Source organism: Streptomyces sp. NPDC047014, from assembly GCF_040644195.1.
GTDB lineage: Bacteria > Actinomycetota > Actinomycetes > Streptomycetales > Streptomycetaceae > Streptomyces.
The window spans coordinates 54,315-71,509 of the sequence record NZ_JBEYVX010000007.1 but is presented as its reverse complement, the minus strand read 5'-3'; the positions used below and the strand labels follow the sequence as shown (position 1 = coordinate 71,509).

Genomic DNA, 17,195 nt, shown 5'->3' with positions numbered 1-17,195 from the left:
CGGGTGTGAACGTGTACCTGCAAGGGCCTGGGTGAGCTGGCGTCGACCGAAGGCGCTTCGCGGGCGAGATGACGGCGTACGAAGACCTCGGCGCACGGCCCTGGCGCGCACCTCGCCTCACTCCCCCGGGTGGTCCCGGAAGGCGGCGCACGCGTGCCCCGGCTTCTCGGTGGCGCACGCCGCGGCAATGCTGAGAGACCCGGCCGATCGGGTGATCGGCCGGGGGACGACAACCAGGTGGGCGACGGTCTGCTCGGCCGTGTAGCTGAGGTTGGCGACGCCCGGCCGTGTAACTCCGTGGGGGTGCACGATGAGGTGGCTGGCCCCGGTCGGGTTGGTGACGATGACGTTCAGGGCCAACACGATGACGCCCTATACGGGCGCGCCCGCGGCCCCGGCCACCCGGAGGCTGACCTGCCCGCCCGGACCACCGGCGGCCGCGCGGCCGCCGGTGCCGTCACGAGGTGTCGAGGAGCCGTACGGGCCCTGCGGCGAAGGAGACCGAAGCGGTTGTGGACAATGGACCAAGCGCCGACTCCCTCGACATCTCCCGCCGCTGCTCACCGGTCTTGAACCGCCGGATCACCGCCCTCCAGCCGCTGCCGCGGCCCCGCGGGATAGGGGTCGTACCAGCCGATCGGCAGGTACGGCCCGACGGATCACCGACGCGAGGTACAGCGCGCACGGATCGGGCACGAGCGGACGCGCGCTCGTGCCCGGAACCTGCTCAGCTCGGCACGAGCGGCATCAGCGCCAACGCACCGCCGGCCAGGAGGAGCAGCAGTCCAGCTGTGGCGCGGGTGATGACCTTGGTCAGCACGCGGCTCCACACCAGATCCGTGGAGGCCCTTCCGGGTCTCCGCGGGTCGTAGGCGAGCGGGGGCTGCGGGCCGCGGAACCTGCTCCGGTGGCTGTGCTCGACGCCGTCGGCGTCGGTGTACTTGTACCAGGCGGCCCCGCCCTTCGCCCTGAAGTCGAGCCGTGCGACCACGGTGATCCCGCGCTCCCTGAGCGGGAGCTGGAGCCGCACCTCCTCCGCCGCGAAGAGCAGCGTGATCAGGCCGGTGAAGAACGGGATCACACCGGCCATCACGAACTTCACTTCCGACCCGCGCGTGACGCCGGTCCAGATCGCGTACCCGAGATACACCAGAACAAGGGTGCCGAGGATCGTCAGTGACGCGTAGTCCGCCGGCCTCGACCTGTCCCGGCTCTCGGCCTCCGGAGGCTGCTCCACAGAGGTGACCGTCACCCGGGTACTCCCGCCCGGGTCCCGCTGCTCGGGCAGAGCGGCGGTCAGTGCGGTGACGAACGCGGTGGCTGCGGTCGCGTTCCCGCCGTCGACCCGGTACACGACCCCGTCCGTCAGCACGATCTCGACGTCCCGCCCACCCTCGGTCCCGGCCCCCTGAACCACCGCGAACGGGATCTCCGTACGGGAGCCGCGGCCGACCAGCCGAATACCGTCCGCGTGGAGCACCGCCTCGGCGCCGTCGCCGCGAAGTATCTGGGGAGAGACCATCCGTATTCGACCTCCGGGGTGTGACCTGGCGTCATTCCTCGTTTCGATTCTGGGAAAGCTACCGCTAACGGCAGGCTGACACGTCAGCGCCCCCAGGGCAGCCCGTGGTGGCCCGCAGGACCGGCCGCCGCCAAACGGCAACAGATGCGCAAGGACGCTCCCTAGTACGGCATGTAGAAACTGAGCACGTCGGCCGTGAGCGGCGGGAAGAGTGCCTGGAACAGTTCCTCGTCCGCCGCGTAGACGTCGGGGCGGAACCGGCTCAGCCCCTCCATTCCGTGCGGGCCGAACAGCAGGGCGGCCAGGTGGTCGGGGGCGACCCCCGCGCCTCGCGCGGATCCCGGCGACTGCATCGGGCCGCCGGTGACGACCTCGCCGAGCCCGTCGGCGAGAACCGGGATCCGGTGGTGGGCGCCGAAGGTGGAGATGACGATGTCGCGGCCGGTGCGGTCGATCCCGGCGGCGGTGAGGCGCTGCCGGAACAGCGGGCGCAGCCTGTCGAGCAGGACCGCGGCATCCGGGACGCGGAGGTAGTACTGCTCCGCTCCCCCGCGCGGCTCGTGCTCGGTGAACTCCTGCCACGCGTCGCCCGTGACGGTGCCCGCCCGGTGCACGACCTGTATGTCGTCGCCGGGTGACAGGGCGGCGACGTGATGCAGGAGGTCGCGTGCCGCCGCCTCGTCGCGTGCCGCGGCCTCCGCGAGGAGGACCTCGTCGCCGGGCGGAGTGGTGCGCGCGGTGGCGACGACCGTACCGGCACGTTCGAGCACGACGAGGTTGCTCGACTCGTGGTCCAGGAGCCAGCGCCAGCACGCCTCCGAGTGCGGCATGCTCACGTCGAACCCGCTCTGGGCCGAGGCTTGCAGGGCGGCCATGGCGGGGATGTCGGAGGGCCGGGCGGCACGGAGCGTCGCCGCCTCATCGGCGGCGGTGGGCACGGCCTTCACGTTCAGCGTCTGCGGGATGTCGATGGCGTACTCGTAGCCGAACAGCCGGTAGAAGTACGGGATCCCGATCATCGCCTGGACGACGTGCCCGCGGGCGGCGGAACGCTCGTGGGCCCAGTTCATGAGGGCCCTGACGAGCCCGCGTCCTTCGTACTCGCTGTCGGTCGCGACCAGTTCCACCTGGCCGGCGGGCAGGCGGACTCCCCCGATGCGTACCTCCTCGTCGAGGAGCGTCGCGGTGGACACCACCCGGTCGCCGTCGACGACCACGGCGCAGGAGGACAGGCCGGCGTCGGGGTCGCCGACCACCAGGCGGTGGTCGACGGCGTCGTCCGGCTCACCGCGCTCGGAAAGCAGCGCACCGATCTGGTCAAGATCTTCGGGCCGCGCCTGACGCAGGACAAGGCCGTGCGCCAACGGAACGGCCGCGGGGTCGCCTTGGGTCGAGGAGTTGTTTTCGATCATGGTCACAGCCCGACAGTGACACCACCCGCCCCTCCCCGCCAACAAGTTTTTCTCGGAACCGGGCTACGCCCTTGATCGCCGCAACCACCGCCTTCACGGCGGCGGCAGTCGCGGAGGGCACCGACACGGCACGCGCACACTTCGGCCGGAACCCCCACCCCGGCGACATCGACCCGTCCCCGGAATCCGGCGGCGCGGTGTACGCGGAACATCCCTGCGGGGCCGGGTATGCCCAGCACGATCCTCGCGACCCGACAGCGTCCGGCGTGGCTGAGCTGGTCCGAACTGAAACAGAACCTGCGCGACTGGAGTAGCCCAGCCGGAGGCAGCCGCTCCCGCATGCGAGATGGCCGAGGCCGTGGGGACGGTACCGCCCCCACCTAGCCGAGCTCCTGATACTCATCGGCACCGGTCACGCGCTCCCCCTCCCCCACCACCGCCAGGCCCTCGGGAGCGTCGGGCTGCGCGCCCCGTCCCCACAACGACAGGCACGACAGCCATCCCGTCGATGGTCTCGCCGTCATCCGGGGCGGAAGGCGAGCCGCCCCGCGCTTCCTTGCGCGCCCAGCCGGCGGGGAAGCCCATCTCGGTTCTGCCCGACTGAGTAGCGGTCGAGGGCCGACCGGCAACGAGCCGATCCGCGAGCAGGAGGTCCTTCTGCTCCCACTGGCGCGCATAGCCGGACGGACTTGCTCTCGTGGCCCCAGCCTCACAGCGAGACAGCACCAGGGTGCCGATCTATACAGATCAGGGCGAATCACCTGCGTGTGATGCTTGCCGCAAAGCCCGAAGCGAGTAAGGTAACCGCCATGACCGCCCCTTACGACCCCTCCGACAGGGAAAAGGTAGTCGCCAAGCTGCCTTTGGCCCTGCGTCAGGAACTCAAGGTCCGCGCAGCCCAGCTCAGCGTGGACATCCAAGACGCCGTCACCGAAGGCATCCACGCCTGGCGCCAGAGCGCATCGGCCACCCCGGTGGACACCTCCGGCGGCTCCTCCTTCGCGACCTACCTCCCCGCCGGCCTGTACGACGAGTTCAAGAAGGACTGCAAGTCCCGCTCCGTCGCCTACAACCAGGGGCTCGCCCAGTCCATCCGGCTCTGGCTGGACACCCACAGCATGCCGAAGCTCGTCCGGCCCGCCCAGTGCCGCCGCTTCGTCGTGTGCAACCAGAAGGGCGGGGTCGGCAAGAGCGCGGTCAGCGCCGGCCTGGCCGAGTCGCTGGCCGAGGCGGGCGCCCGCGTCTGCGTCATCGACTTCGACCCGCAGGGCCACCTCACCAAGCACCTGGGCCAGGAGCACCTGGGCATCAAGGAGCCCAGCCTCGCGAAGTACATGCTCGGCGAAGCCGACGGCAGCGTCCGCGACCTCCTCATCCCCGTCGACTACGACGCCTTCATGGGCCGGCTCTTCCTCCTCCCCGCGTGCAAGGACGCCTTCCTCCTCGACGCGAAACTCGCCACCACACGCAACGTACGGGTCAAGGAGACCGCCCTCGAAAAGGCGGTCGAGGACCTGGAGAAGGACTTCGACTACATCGTCGTCGACTGCCCTCCCAGCCTCGGGTACACCATGGACACCGCGCTGTACTTCGCGCGGACCCGCGACGGCGAGGACTCCCACGCCTCCGGCCTCGTCGTCGTCGTCCAGGCCGAAGACACCTCCGCCGACGCCTACGACCTGCTCCTTGAGCAGATCGAGGACATGGAGGACGACCTGGACGTCCAGGTGACACAGCTGGGGTTCGTTGTCAACCTGTACGACGCCCGCAAGGGCTTCATCGCCACCTCATCACTCGAATCGTGGCAGGAGTTCGGAGACCCGCCCGTCCTCGCGGTCATCCCCGACGTCAAGGAGCAGCGCGAGGCCGTACGCCTGAAGCGCCCCCTCCTTGAGTACGCACCCGACTCCGAACAGGCCATCGCCATGCGCAATCTGAAGAAGGCACTGACGAAGTGAGCAAGAAAGACCTCCTGGGCAGCAGCGCATCCTTCTCCAGCGCCCGCCGGCCGAGCGAACGCAGCGAGCGGGGACGGGCCAAGGCATTGGCTCAGGGCGACATCCCCGCCTACGAACTCGTCAAGCTCCACCTCGATGAGGTCGCTCCCACCCCCCTCAACCCCCGCCGCAACTTCGGCACCGACGAGGAGCGCACCCGCTTCGGTGAAGAACTGCGGGTCGCACAGGTCACGGCCTGTGTCGCGGTCACACGGAGCGCCTACCTGGCACTCTGGCCCACGCACGAAGAGCACATCGGGGCATCGCACCACGTCCTCGTCAACGGCGAGCGGCGCTACCGCAGCGCCCGTCATGTCGGGCTCGAAAGCCTCGACTTCGTCATTCGCGACGACCTCGCCAAGACCCGCGAGGACTTCGTCCACTACCTCCTCGCCGAGAACCTCGACCGGGAAGACTTCGACGTCATCGAACGGGCCCGCGGCGTGGCGCAGCTGGTGGCCATCTGCGCCGAGGAGAAGGAGTTCGGATCGAAGTCGCGTGCCGCCGAACGACTCGGCAAGTCACCCTCCTGGGTCACGCACCAGCTGGCGCTGCTGGAGCTCCCGGACGCGATCCAGGCCATGCTGAGCTCCGGGGACATGCCCGAACGCGACGGCAGGACTCTGGCCCGCGCGCTCCGGGACCAGCCCACGCTCGGTCCGGCCGGCCTGCTTGCACTTCTCAAGTCCAACAAGGAGCAGGAGAGCCGTACCCGGCAGGAGCAGCAGGCGATTCTACGAGCGGCAGCGCAGCCGGAGGTGGAAACCCTCCCCCGCGCCCAGCCTCCGGTTGTTCTCCCCTCCCCCTCCCCCGGCGCCGATCAGCTGACTCCCACGGCAGCGGAACCTTTGACCGCGGTCAAAACTTCCCCCGCTCCCCCGTCGGCCCCCACGGCCCCCAAAACCCACGAAACACCTACCCCATCGCCGGCCACGGAGCCGCCTGGCCCTCAAGCCGACACCTCTCCCACTCCCCCACAGCCGACGCCATCCGCTCCGGCCATCGAGGAGGAAGCTGCTCCAGAGACCTCGGACGCCAACGACTTCCTCGTGGATCTCCGCAGGATGCCGCGGGTGCCTTGGCACGACGGCAGCGCTGTCGCGGACCTGGTCTTCGAGAAGATGGACGAAAACCAGCGAACCGTACTCCTGGAAAGGCTCCTCGAAGCCCACGCCTAAGGGGCGTTGTCCCTGCGAAGGACAAGCTTGCGGATGATGGCGACGGCCTGGACGGCATGCTGAAGGCCGTCGCCCTCCGAACAGCAGTCACGGAGGTTCCTCATCCAGGCAAAGGCGCCCTCAGAGCGGCCCGGATGCGCTCATATGCTGGCGGCATCGCCCAGACCAAGCTGGGCACCGTCCTGCTGCAGGATGTCTCGTGACTCAGTGACCGCGAGGCTCGACCCCACTCAGCCAGAATCAGAGCTGACAGGCTTCGAGGGCCTCTGGTGGCCGCACTCCAGCCGTGTGCCGTCGGCGTCAGTCACTGCGCACTCCAGGACTACCTTGCTCGGGTCTCCGTCCTCATAGGGCCACACGGTGATGCCTCCCTCCCAGACGAGGGTGGAGAACCAGACATCGATCCCCTCGTCTTCAGGCGCGACTGTGAAGACCTCCCCCGGCCGCAGATGGAAGTCTTCTCCGTACGGCTCAATGAAGAGACAGAGATCGCTGGTGCCCGCATTCGCCACGGGCAGCTTGCTGCGTCCCACGCGTCCCCCAAGACCGGCACTCGGATAAGCCTTTCCCAGCGTGTCCAACCACGCCAACGCCGCCGGGGCAAGCCATCCAGGGAAGCACCTCGAACGCGCCCCTCTTTCGCGGCGGTGTACTGACGATTCAGCACGACCGGTGAGTCGCGCCCGACCCGCCAGTCCCCTCCCCCTTGACCTACGACGCCAGCTCACTTTGGTCATCCGGCCGACGGAGGGCATGAGGTCATGGCGAGTCGGGTTGTGTCGGTGCTGCGTCAAGGTTCCCCCTGATCGCATGACTCCATCGGGGTCGCAATGCTCAGCCGGTAGCTACGCCCCTCCACCACGGGTTCGGGTCGTGGGTCGCCAGAGGAGCGACTTCCTCTCGGACCTTCGGGGAACGTTGGCCAGACGCTGCCGCAAAGGCGTCCACCTAGGACGGTGACAATGCCATCCTGTGATGCTCACGGAGACAGCGATTGTTTGTGTGCCCGCCGAGCCGCCGTTGCCAGCTCGGTCTCGTCCGGGACGACCTTTGACCGCGGTCAAAGGTCGGTAGTGACTGCGCACGACGACCGGCCAGTGAGGCAGCCGGTGGTGCTAGGAACTGTCCGGGCGATCATGTGTGTAGGTGGGTGCAGCCGTGCGTGCTTCGATTTACACAAGCCTGGCGGCTGGACGATGCCCTATCGTCGTCGTGTGACGGGGATAGACGACGCGGTGGTCGATGACGATGATGTCCTGACTCTGCTGGTCGACCGCGTTCCCGAGACCAGGCGTCTGGTCGAGGAGAAGTACGGGCTTCGGCAGGATGAAGCGCCGCCGACGGTCGAAACGGGGCTCGATCTGTACGGGAACCTGCTTGACCTCCTGACGAGGCCGGTTCTCCAGCCGGCTCTGGAACGTGCGGAGTCGGACGACGACCTGCTGCAGCGATGCTTCGGCTTCGTGGAGGACGTCTACGCCGACTCCAGCGAGCATCGGCGAGGCGCCGTCTATTTTCAGGTTCTGGAGTGCCTGCTTGATGCGAAGCCGTAGCTGGAGAACGCCATCCCCTACCTGCGGGGGCCGGTCCGGGAACGGGTGTCACGCATGCTCAAGCACTACGAGGTTGAGGGCTACGAGCATGGCCTGCCCTCGCTTTGAACGAACAACGAGAGAGTGACCGTTCGACCCCGACCCATCATGTGCGGAGCCAGGTGACAAGGGCCGCGACGGTTGCCGTGCCGAGGAAGACGTAGCCGCGTCTGTCGTAGCGAGTGGCGACCGCACGGAACTGCTTCATGCGGTTGATCGCCCGCTCGACGGTGTTGCGCTTCTTGTAGCGGTCCTCGTCAAAGCCGGGCGGCCGTCCACCGTGTGCGCCTTTGCGCAGGCGGGCCGCCTGGCTGTCCGGCTTCCTGCGGGGCCTTCCCAGTCCGACGCGGGGGACGCGGATCTTCTCCAGGACTGCAGTCTGCCCGCTGACCTGGTGTGATGATCAGGGACAGTGGACGGCAGCGGCCGTCCGCGCTCAGGTGGAACTTGCTGGTGAACCCGCCGCGCGAGCGGCCCAGCCCCTCACCTCCCGCACCACCTCCACCAGGCGGGCGGCGAGACTCTGCCACGGCGTCTCGCCCTGGTGTTCCATCCCTGTGGCCCCCTTTGACCCTGGAGCCGGCGGAGGGTCGGTGCGGACGCCGGCCGCATGCTGATGCGCACGGACGACGGTGGAGTCCACCGAGATGTCCCAGTCGATCTCACATGCGGCGTCGGCCGCGGCCTGAACCTGCTGAAGCAGACGTTCCCAGGTCCCGTCGGCCGACCACAGCCGGTGGCGTTCGTAGACGGTCTTCCACGGCCCAAACCGTTCGGGCAGATCCCGCCACTGCACTCCGGTCCGCACCCGGTGCAGAATCCCGTCGATCACCTGCCGATGATCCCGCCACCTGCCACAACGCCCGTTGCTGACAGGCAGGAACGAGCGCAGCCGTTCCCACTCGGTATCCGTCAGATCACCCCGCCCCATGCCCACAGAAACGACTCGGGCACGGAGCAGTCACATGACCGGCCGGACAAGTCCTAGTTGCTGGTGACGAGTTCGGGCATATCTCTGCGAGCGTCGGGTTGAGCGTCGTCCGATCTCCATTGGTCCCAACATTCCCAGTCTTCAGGCCCAGTCCAAGCGGCGGGCGGTAGAGCGGACCTTCTCCTGGCCTACTGCTGATCGGTGTCTCGGCCGGCACGACGAGACGTGACCAGCTCGATCGTGGAAGGGTCCACCTCTTCTCGCTTCCCAGCATCAGGCTGGGGTGAGGAACTTTTGACCGCGGTCAAAAGTCTGCTGCGTAGAGCCTGGTGTCTGCCGCCCCCAAGGCTCCACGGTTCCTGGTCAGGCACCACCCCTGAACGGCCTGGTCCGAGTGCCCTCTTACCAACTCCCCCACCCATACGGTCCTGTCGGCATCGCAGCGGGATGCCGGCCGACAGAGATCAGCCGCGTGTAATCGGGCGAGAGCCGAAGCTTGGGAGGACCACCAGAATCCAGTTCCGACGGGCCCCCCCGCACGTTGTCCGGGGCCAGCGCCCGGGTGGGAGGACCATAGCCACGCCGGGGATGCCTCCCCGATCCTTCGACAGGTACTCGACCTTTCGATCACGTCAGAGTCCCCTCGACCACCCGACGGTCACGGTCCTGGTCGAGCAAAAGAAGGGTGAGCCTCAGGCTGACCCGTCACACTCCCGCGTCTCGGCCTTGCCGTAGTTGGCCGGTGAGGCGCCTTGGTGAAAGCAGGCTCGGGCGGTCTCCGGCTTGATGAAACGGAACTCCTGGACATCCATGGACGGTCGCCCACAGAGGCCGTGCGTCCTCGGGGCCTTCGCCGGACGCATCACCTACCCGTTCGGAACGGGCCCCGCGACCAGACGTCCTGGCATGCCGCTGACTGTGGCGATTAGCTGTGTAGCGACTCCTCAAAGTTGGTCTAGGTAATCGTGGTCGAGGACAAGGCACCCGACTCCAGCAGGGCCAGCCCGGAACAAGCTCGGCGGAGCAGCTGAGCCTGCACGTCCACGTCCGAACGAAGCCAAGACGACACATTGAGCGCCAAGACCAGGCGCCCGCCGTCGAGGCGCGGCAGCATCAGCCCTGCCAGCAGAACGACCGCAGCTGACCGACACCGGTCCTGCCGTGGATACGGCCGCCGTACATCGCTCCGTTCCCACACCAATGCTCGGGGAACATAGACAAGGCCACCGAAACCTAACCCCTACATCGCGGGCTCAGGCCGCGTCCGCAGGTACCGACCTCAGACCTGAGCCTTGCGATAGGGGCCGTCTCCATGGCTGTCGTACTGCGACGCGTCAAAGGTGATCCAGTACAGAAGCTCACCACTGAGCGCCTGAGCGTGCTCGTTGGGAACGGGCGCACCCATGGCATCGATCGTGCCGGAGAACTCAACCTGCCAAGGACCGTCCCATTCCGGGTCATGAACGACCGTGACCCGGGTACCTGGTACCAGTGCGTCTGCCGGCCAGGTCTGATTCAAAGGACGACCGAGGATGTGCTCGCTGGCCTGGCGATCACCTGCATCCGCAGGAACAGAGTCGAAAGGGACTGTCATGCCTCTCACTCTGCCCGCGCCACTTCAGGAGCGCCAGAAAGATAAGGCACGAGCTGAGAGCGTTGAGATCTGGCAGAGGCCGGATCGATCGGTGACTCGTCTGGCGAACCGCGCCCGTCCCCTTCGGGGAGCTTAAGTTGAGCATGACCGTTGGTCAGCTCCGTCGGGCGACAATCCGGCTAGGGATGACCATGCGCATGCCTCGGCGCCAGTCGACCCGAACCGGTTGCTGATCGTGCAGAACACAGGCCCTGCCCATCTGCCGTCCCGGCAGGGGAGACCCTTCAGGGCGCGCCACGCTGACAGAAGACAAACCTCTGCTGGATCGCCTCGGAGTTGGCGGACGTAGCTCTGGTTCTAAAGCGCGAGAGCAAGAAGTTCCTGGCCCGGGAGCCGAACGAGCAGCCTTGGGCCAAGGCACGTCGCAGCGACGCCTGGGGAGCGGCTGAGACACCGATCAGCAGCAGGCCAGGAGAAGGTCAGCTCTGACGCCCGGCGCTTGGAGTGGGCCTGGCGGTCTCGCTGACGAGAATCTGGCTGGCAATCTGCAGACTGAAAGTGCTGGTGATGACGGAGATCGGACGACGCCCAACCCGACGCTCGCAGAGACGTAGCCGGGATCAGCACCAATATCTCGCGCCGCCGATGCAAGTGGGTGGCGCACCGGACGTGAGCCTGACTTTTGACCGCGGTCAAAAGTCAGGCTCACTCCGTCGGGGGCCCAACAGCTGTCGCACTGGCTGGGTCGTCGTGCACAGTCACTGCTGACCTTTGACTGCGGTCAAAGGTTGTCCCGGACGGAGCTCGCACCGGCGGCTCGGAACGGTCACACCGTTTGCCCGTCTCACGACCCACGATTCGAAGCCTTCGCCCCGTGGAGGGGCAAAGCTACAAGCTGAGGCATGCGATCCGGGCAGGCTCGATCGGGGTCGTAAGCAGATCGTTGCCCTGTGCTCACCACGTTGCATTTGACTGGAGGAGCCAGCCATTCTGAGCCCCACAGTAGGTCGGCCCCGGTGCTGCCAGCCGTCGCACCCTTGCCGGCTTTTGACCGCGGTCAAAAGCCGGCTCGCTGAGAAGCACGTCGACTGACGCGCCCGAACGACTGCCGACTTTCGCCCTCTCTGAGCTTTGGCCTCTCGCAAGGCCAACGGCTGCAGCGGTCCGGCTGGGGCATCCGAGCGTACCCAGTCCCGGACCTGGCGAACGGCCGATCTGGGGGAGTCCCTGCGCAAGCTGTCGAGCTCGCTAGGAAGCGAGGCTCACTGCATGGGACGGGAGTCTGGTCGGACCACCAGCGGCTCGTACACAGCGCAATCACACTGCGACGGCACGTCCGGATCATCTCGCTGACCAGAAGGCAGGGCCAGCAAGTGACCTCAGAGCTACTGTGCAGCCCGTCCACCTGCTCGATAGGACGAGAGTCGACAGCACCATTGCGGAGACTTCACCAGGGAGACAGTAAGGCGATTCACCTGTAGATCACTTGCAGAGGAGGTGTCTCACCAGTGGTAGGAACGGGACGTTCATGCAAGGCAAGGGAGTGTTCCAGAGAAACAAAACGTTGGGGAACGCCCTCCACGAGGGGCTGCTCCAGATGAACGCGTCGGGGGAGTACTGAAGTAGCGAGAGGAACCGGATGACACTCAGTTCCGTTGGCTCGGCCAGAGACTTCAAGCCGCTCGGTACCCTGGCGCCACCTACCGCCTAGACGCTCTTCTCACTGCGGATGCGGGCGCCTTCGCATCGTGGGGCGGCCAAGGCACCAGGACGAAGTCCTCATCGTCGCGGGTCAGCAGGCGGAAAAACGCCTCCCGCACACCGAGGGTCCAAGACACGCGAGCCCGATCTCATGAACCAGCTGGGACTGCCCTGGCGCTCGAAACGCTGCGCGCTGAGCTCCCTACTCAGGTAGCCACAGCTCGTCACCGAAGCCCCCATGCCGGGCTACCAGCTTCTCCACTCGCAACGTCGCTGGTCTCAGTCCATACCCGAAGCAATGTGCTGGGACCCCCGGCGGGGGAGCTGAGGCGAAGGCGTGGCGGAAGGTGTGATCGACGAACATGGTAAGCGCTCACTCAACGTCGTGCTGGGGGTACCAGCCCACCACAAGTGCCCCTCACCCGCGCACTACAGAAAACGGGCCAGAACGTTGCTCGGTCAAAAAATGCCGAGGTCGTGACTCCTTGGACCAACCTAAGGCGGGACTGAACACGTCCGTTTTGTCCCGCCGGGAGGCTGGGGCTATCCCTCAGCACAGCCCTCTGCTTGAGCAGGTCAGAGACTCAACACGTTCGTGGCGGTGAAGGGCTGCTACGTGCGGCGGCCCCGACAACGAGCTGCTGGCATGGGCGCAAGGGCCGGCCGCGCCATAGTGAGGTGAGCCGCCATCGACCGATGGTAGGCATGTCGCCAAGCGCTCCACCTCCAACGACAAAACGACAAGCTGGCCAGTGGCCTTGAAACCCAGTCACGGGCCCGGCGGTTCGGCTGCGGACCCGCCTCCTGCAGACAGATGCTCGCGTACCTGCTTTTCGGGACCAGGCCGCCCAGTTCGGAGAAACCGGGCGGAGGGTCTCAGGCTCTCTGAACGATCCTGGGAGCAAGATCCAGTGAGCAGGACCTCTGATGCCTCGCCGACCTGGGACACAGACGTCTACGGCCCGAGGGACAGGAAAAGACCCTCGCCCCTGTCGTAGCCGCTACCACCCAGCGAGCGCACCGGCTGAAGCGACTCAGTGGGGGAGAGGTAGCGACTGAAGGGGGCCCGCCTCCCAACCTTCGTCGGTGTCAGTCGCTGGCCCCGAGGCAGCGACTGAAGCTCAGCGACCGAGTACGGCTTCGGTCGCTGAGCTTCAGTCGCTGATAAAAGTGCAGGTCAGAGGCCATACGGTAGGTCTGGCAGCGACTGAAGCGACTCAACTTCCGGTATATGAGGACATTCATGTGTGCGCGTGTGCGTCATATATAGGAGGCTTCAGTCGCTTCAGTCGCTGTTTGGCTCTCGAAATCTCGCTGACCTGCATGTTTACTGGGAGCGACTGAAGCGACCGAAAGCGTTGGGTCGCTCCGGCCTCTGAGTTCAGTCGCTGGGGGCCCGTCCGGCGGCAGTGCGCGCGACACGCCGACCGGGATCCGTGCGACATGCTGCACCGCCATCCCGACACTTTCGCTAGTCTGTGTTCGTTGTTGAGTCGCTTCAGTCGCTGTAAGGGGAAGTACATGCCCGCTGAGCTGCGGTTTTCTCGCAGCGACTCAGGGCAGCCCACCCCTGAGCGTTCAGTCGCTGGCCTCAGGCTGGCCAGGTGGTGTGCCAGCAATGGCTGGCCCGTCCACCCGCTGGCCCCTGGCCGCAAGACGCCCGTCGCCAACTGCCCCGAGTGCAGCGCGCACGGGCATACCCGCAGCACCTGCCCCTGCGCCGCGGCCGGTCGCTGGTGCCACGGCTTCCACGCGGCCACGCTGGACTACGACCGTATCGACCAGTGGTGGGGGAGTACCCCCTCGCTCGGGGTCGGCGTGGCCTGTGGTCCGGCGGGGCTGGTCGTCGTCGACATCGATGCGCACCAGGACGTTCCTCCGCACCGGGACAAGGCTCTGCCCGGCATTCCCATCGGGGATCACATCGACCTCTCCGGGATGACGACCGGCTACCACTCCCTCGCCGTACTCGCCGCGCTCAGGGGCGAGGTGAGCCCGGCCGACGACACCTCGACGCTCCGGGTACGGACCCCCTCCGGGGGCATGCACGTCTGGTACCGGGCCACCGACGGCCGCCGCTGGCAGTGCTCCACGGGCTCGGGGAAGCGGGCGCTCGCCTGGCAGATCGACATCCGCGCCCACGGCGGGTACATCATCGCTCCCGGGACCGCCACCGCAGCGGGCCTGTACGCCCCTGTGGGGCCCGTACGGCGTCCAGCTGCCCTCCCGGCTTGGCTGGCCCAGGAACTCCAGCGCACGGGGCATCTGCCGGCTTCTCACATCCCTGCCCCCAGGCCGGTACCTCCGCGCGCTCGTGAGGCCGTACTCGCGGCAGGAGGAGGGCGCGGGCAGACCTCGCGTCTGCTGGACGCTCTGCTCGCCGATGTAGCCGCCTGCTCGCACGTCATCGAGGGGGCGGGCTTCACGGAAAAACTCAACCGGGCGGCCTACACCCTCGGCGGGCTGGTCGCGGCCGGCCACCTCACCGAGCCCGAAGCCGAGATGGCGCTCCGGGAGACGGCGGAAGCGGCCCGCCCCGGGCAGGAGCAGCGCTCCGGCCAGATCATCCGCAGCGGCATGGCCGCCGGCGCGAAGCGCCCCCTGCACCTTGGAGGCCGTCGGTGACCCCCGTACCTGAAGCCGACGACTTCCTCTTCGACTTCGACCCCGAGGCCGTCGCGGCGCAGATCCTTGCCCAGGCCCCGCCGCCCGTGCCCGCGCAGGGTGGTGAACGCGCGCCCCTGGACCACGCGACGTCCGCGGGGCTCCTGCCCGACACCCTCAGCGACCGCGGCAACGCCAAGCTGTTCGTCCGCCTGTACGCGGGGGACTACCGGCACGTCCCCGGCCTGGGCTGGTACCGGTGGGACACCACCCGTTGGCAGGTCGACGAGGACGACACCGTCGTCTGGGCCGCCGGCGACCTCGCCGAAGCCCTCGCGACGACCGACCCCCGGGGTGTGCACAGCAACCAGGCACTGCAGAAGCACCGCCGCCGGGCCCTGAGCACGTCCGGCATGAACGCGATGCTCACCCAGGCCAAGTCGGCCCCAGGCATGGTCCTGCGGGCCGAACTGCTCGATGCGGATCCGTACGCCCTGTGCACCCCGGCGGGCATCGTCGACCTCCGCACCGGTTTCGTCCGTGCCCCCCAGCCCGACAAGGACTTCCACTCCCGCTCGACCTCTGCCGCGCCCAAGCAGCAGCCCACCCCTCGCTGGACCCGGTTCCTCACGGACACCTTCGGTTCCGACTCCCAGGGCAGGGAGATGATCGACTTCCTGCACCTGATGCTCGGCTACTCCATCACCGGGGACGTCGGTGCCCAGGTCATGCCCTTCCTCTTCGGCGCGGGCAAGAACGGCAAGTCCGTCCTCCTCGACGTGCTGATGAAGCTCCTGGGCGACTACGCCGACGCCGCCCCGCCCGGATTCCTCATGGCGCGCACATTCGACGGCCACCCCACCGAGCTCGCCGAACTGCACGGCCGACGCGTCATCGTGTGCTCCGAGGTCAAGCCGGGGGACAAGTTCGACGAGGCGCGCGTCAAGCTGCTCACCGGCGGTGACCGGATCAAGGCCCGCCGCATGAGGCAGGACTTCTTCTCCTTCGCTCCCACGCACAAGCTCTGGCTCATCGGCAACCACCGCCCTGAGGTGGGGACGGGCGGCTTCGCCTTCTGGCGCCGTATGCGGCTGGTGCCCTTCGAGAAGGTCGTCTCCGACGACCGGAAAATCGACAATCTCGCCGACATCCTCGTCACCGAGGAGGGCCCCGGCATCCTCGCGTGGCTGATCGACGGCGCCCGGCGCTACCTCGCAGGTGAGAAGGACCTGACCGGTCCCGCCCCGGTGCGGATCGCGACCACCGCGTACGCGGAGACGGAGGACCACACCGGCCGTTTCTTCGAGGAGTGCTGCACGTTCCACGCCGACCACCGGGCCGAGCAAGCCCGTCTCTACAACGTCTACCGCACCTGGTGCCAGAATGAAGGCGCGCCCACCGTCTCGTCCCGAGCCTTCGCGGCGCGGGCCCGAGAGCTGGCGGGCCTGGCCTCACCCAAAGAAATGATCTTGTCCAACTCGAAGAAGTACTACCCCGGCATCGGACTGCTCGCAGAGGAGGAGAACGTATGAGCTCTCTCATCTCCGACGACGAGATCCAGCACGAAGTCGGCCTGGTCTGGCTCGAAGACGTCAGCGAACTCGACTACGTCCGCCAGTCCCTCGACCGCCTCCCCACCCGCCGGGGCAAGCCCGCCTACCACCGCGACGGCCGCCTGGTCGGCTACGCCCAGCTCGGGCCCCAGGCGAAGCCGTCCCGCTCCAGCGGCACCTTCCGCCGCCGGGTCTTCTGGCTCCTGCCGCACGACCGCGACACGGCCCCCGACGGCCTCTACGCCTCCGGCGCCCCGGCCGAGGCGGTGGACCCGACGACCCTTGCCGCCGGCAGCAGGGGGCGGAAGACGGAACGGTCGGAGAGGCCGACGCAGGCGGCTGATACGTAGCCTGCGCGGCTCTCGGCGTCCGTATGCCCCGCGGGGGCGTGGAGGCGGGTGGTCGGGCTACCGGCGGGAGCGCCTGGAGGGCTTGCGTGGGGTGTGGTCCAGGTCGTCCTGCGCGGTGGGCAGCCCCGCGTGGCCCTCGGAGTGATGGTTGACCCAGCCGCACAGCGGACAGGCGTAGCGGCCGTTCAGTCCTGAGATGAGGGTTCCGCACTGGCGGCACTCGGTGGTGGTGATCTCCAGTGCGGTGAGTACCTCATCGTCCGAAGAGGCGGGGTCGGCAGCGGGGGCGTCCCTGTCCCAGGTCATGGTCCGACGCTACATCGGTGGCCGGGGGCGTGGCAGAGGACCAGCCGCAGTAGTTCGTGCACAGCCACTTGCCGTCGGGCCCCTGCTGGGCCGAGGCTCCGCAGTTTCCGCAGTTCATGGGCTCTCCTGATCCGTCAGGCCGGCGGCTTCCGGTGGCGTCCTGTGCCTGGGGCCAGTGGGCTTCGGCCGGTGACGGGGCCGGTGGTTTCCGTTGTGCCGGCGGGCTGTGTTTCCGATGTTGGGAGGAGGGCGCGGCATGCTGCCGCGTAATTCTCCACCGTCGCCAGCGCCTGCCAGGCGAAGCCGTCCCATTCGACGATCAGGCGGGGTGTGTCCGGGGCGAGGTGGGCCGCGCGTTGGGGGCCCGTCCCCAGGGTGATCGCCTTCCGCTCGCCGGGTTTGCGCAGGCGGCCCTGGCGGCGGGCGGCCCAGCGATCGAGGGGTTCGTCTTCCAC

Annotated in this window: 13 protein-coding genes and 1 pseudogene; 6 read left to right on the top strand and 8 right to left on the bottom strand. The window is 67.6% G+C overall.

What is annotated here, in order from left to right; all coding sequences use genetic code 11:
• Nucleotides 1-117 precede the first annotated feature (117 nt).
• From ABZ873_RS06865 to ABZ873_RS06855, 3 genes are all read right to left on the bottom strand, one after another.
• Entirely contained in the window at nucleotides 118-363 is a 246-nt protein-coding gene (locus tag ABZ873_RS06865; protein ID WP_360866309.1) for a hypothetical protein, read from the bottom strand.
• 364 nt (nucleotides 364-727) lie between these two features.
• Nucleotides 728-1,522: a hypothetical protein gene (locus tag ABZ873_RS06860; RefSeq protein ID WP_360866305.1), complete on the bottom strand. Its 795-nt coding sequence runs from the start codon at nucleotides 1,520-1,522 to the stop codon at nucleotides 728-730.
• 161 nt (nucleotides 1,523-1,683) lie between these two features.
• Entirely contained in the window at nucleotides 1,684-2,934 is a 1,251-nt protein-coding gene (locus ABZ873_RS06855) for a GNAT family N-acetyltransferase (RefSeq protein ID WP_360866669.1), read from the bottom strand.
• 809 nt (nucleotides 2,935-3,743) lie between these two features.
• Here ABZ873_RS06855 and ABZ873_RS06850 point away from each other — a divergent pair.
• Nucleotides 3,744-4,892: a ParA family protein gene (locus tag ABZ873_RS06850; protein WP_360866302.1), complete on the top strand. Its 1,149-nt coding sequence runs from the start codon at nucleotides 3,744-3,746 to the stop codon at nucleotides 4,890-4,892.
• Nucleotides 4,889-6,109: a ParB/RepB/Spo0J family partition protein gene (locus ABZ873_RS06845; protein WP_360866299.1), complete on the top strand. Its 1,221-nt coding sequence runs from the start codon at nucleotides 4,889-4,891 to the stop codon at nucleotides 6,107-6,109. The genes ABZ873_RS06850 and ABZ873_RS06845 overlap by 4 nt, the downstream gene beginning before the upstream one ends.
• Nucleotides 6,110-6,339: 230 nt before the next feature.
• On the opposite strand, the gene ABZ873_RS06840 is transcribed toward ABZ873_RS06845, so the two are convergent.
• Entirely contained in the window at nucleotides 6,340-6,642 is a 303-nt protein-coding gene (locus tag ABZ873_RS06840; RefSeq protein WP_360866296.1) for a hypothetical protein, read from the bottom strand.
• Between the two features lie 681 nt (nucleotides 6,643-7,323).
• On the opposite strand from ABZ873_RS06840, the gene ABZ873_RS06835 reads away from it, so the two are divergent.
• On the top strand, nucleotides 7,324-7,662 hold the full coding sequence (locus tag ABZ873_RS06835; RefSeq protein ID WP_360866292.1) for a hypothetical protein: 339 nt from the start codon (nucleotides 7,324-7,326) through the stop codon (nucleotides 7,660-7,662).
• Between the two features lie 145 nt (nucleotides 7,663-7,807).
• Here ABZ873_RS06835 and ABZ873_RS06830 read toward each other — a convergent pair.
• Both ABZ873_RS06830 and ABZ873_RS06825 read right to left on the bottom strand, forming a co-directional pair.
• Nucleotides 7,808-8,632, bottom strand: a pseudogene (locus ABZ873_RS06830) (IS5 family transposase).
• Nucleotides 8,633-9,911: 1,279 nt separating this feature from the next.
• The gene (locus ABZ873_RS06825; RefSeq protein WP_360866289.1) at nucleotides 9,912-10,226 is read right to left on the bottom strand and encodes a ferrous iron transport protein A; all 315 of its coding nucleotides are present in this window, start codon (nucleotides 10,224-10,226) and stop codon (nucleotides 9,912-9,914) included.
• A 3,222-nt stretch (nucleotides 10,227-13,448) separates the two neighbouring features.
• Between ABZ873_RS06825 and ABZ873_RS06820 the strand changes: the two genes are divergently transcribed.
• From ABZ873_RS06820 to ABZ873_RS06810, 3 genes are read left to right on the top strand one after another with little or no spacing between them, the layout of a single operon-like run.
• Nucleotides 13,449-14,552 (top strand): bifunctional DNA primase/polymerase, encoded by a 1,104-nt coding sequence (locus ABZ873_RS06820; RefSeq protein WP_360866286.1) that lies wholly within the window; start codon nucleotides 13,449-13,451, stop codon nucleotides 14,550-14,552.
• Nucleotides 14,549-16,063, top strand: a complete 1,515-nt coding sequence (locus tag ABZ873_RS06815) for a phage/plasmid primase, P4 family (RefSeq protein ID WP_360866283.1) — start codon at nucleotides 14,549-14,551, stop codon at nucleotides 16,061-16,063. Before ABZ873_RS06820 ends, ABZ873_RS06815 begins: the two co-directional genes overlap by 4 nt.
• Nucleotides 16,060-16,434: a DUF6009 family protein gene (locus ABZ873_RS06810; protein WP_360866280.1), complete on the top strand. Its 375-nt coding sequence runs from the start codon at nucleotides 16,060-16,062 to the stop codon at nucleotides 16,432-16,434. The genes ABZ873_RS06815 and ABZ873_RS06810 overlap by 4 nt, the downstream gene beginning before the upstream one ends.
• Before the next feature lie 57 nt (nucleotides 16,435-16,491).
• Here the strand turns inward: ABZ873_RS06810 and ABZ873_RS06805 are convergent, their stop codons facing one another.
• A complete protein-coding gene (locus ABZ873_RS06805; RefSeq protein WP_360866277.1) occupies nucleotides 16,492-16,740 on the bottom strand; it encodes a hypothetical protein in 249 nt (82 codons plus the stop codon).
• 134 nt (nucleotides 16,741-16,874) lie between these two features.
• Entirely contained in the window at nucleotides 16,875-17,195 is a 321-nt protein-coding gene (locus ABZ873_RS06800) for a DUF6087 family protein (RefSeq protein WP_360866274.1), read from the bottom strand.

What these genes read in the sequence shown, in the direction of transcription:
- ABZ873_RS06805 (WP_360866277.1), bottom strand. Translation starts at nt 16,740, where the DNA reads ATGACCTGGGACAGGGACGCCCCCGCTGCCGACCCCGCCTCTTCGGAC.
- ABZ873_RS06850 (WP_360866302.1), top strand. Translation starts at nt 3,744, where the DNA reads ATGACCGCCCCTTACGACCCCTCCGACAGGGAAAAGGTAGTCGCCAAG.
- ABZ873_RS06855 (WP_360866669.1), bottom strand. Translation starts at nt 2,934, where the DNA reads ATGATCGAAAACAACTCCTCGACCCAAGGCGACCCCGCGGCCGTTCCG.
- ABZ873_RS06810 (WP_360866280.1), top strand. Translation starts at nt 16,060, where the DNA reads ATGAGCTCTCTCATCTCCGACGACGAGATCCAGCACGAAGTCGGCCTG.
- ABZ873_RS06820 (WP_360866286.1), top strand. Translation starts at nt 13,449, where the DNA reads ATGCCCGCTGAGCTGCGGTTTTCTCGCAGCGACTCAGGGCAGCCCACC.
- ABZ873_RS06860 (WP_360866305.1), bottom strand. Translation starts at nt 1,522, where the DNA reads ATGGTCTCTCCCCAGATACTTCGCGGCGACGGCGCCGAGGCGGTGCTC.
- ABZ873_RS06825 (WP_360866289.1), bottom strand. Translation starts at nt 10,226, where the DNA reads ATGACAGTCCCTTTCGACTCTGTTCCTGCGGATGCAGGTGATCGCCAG.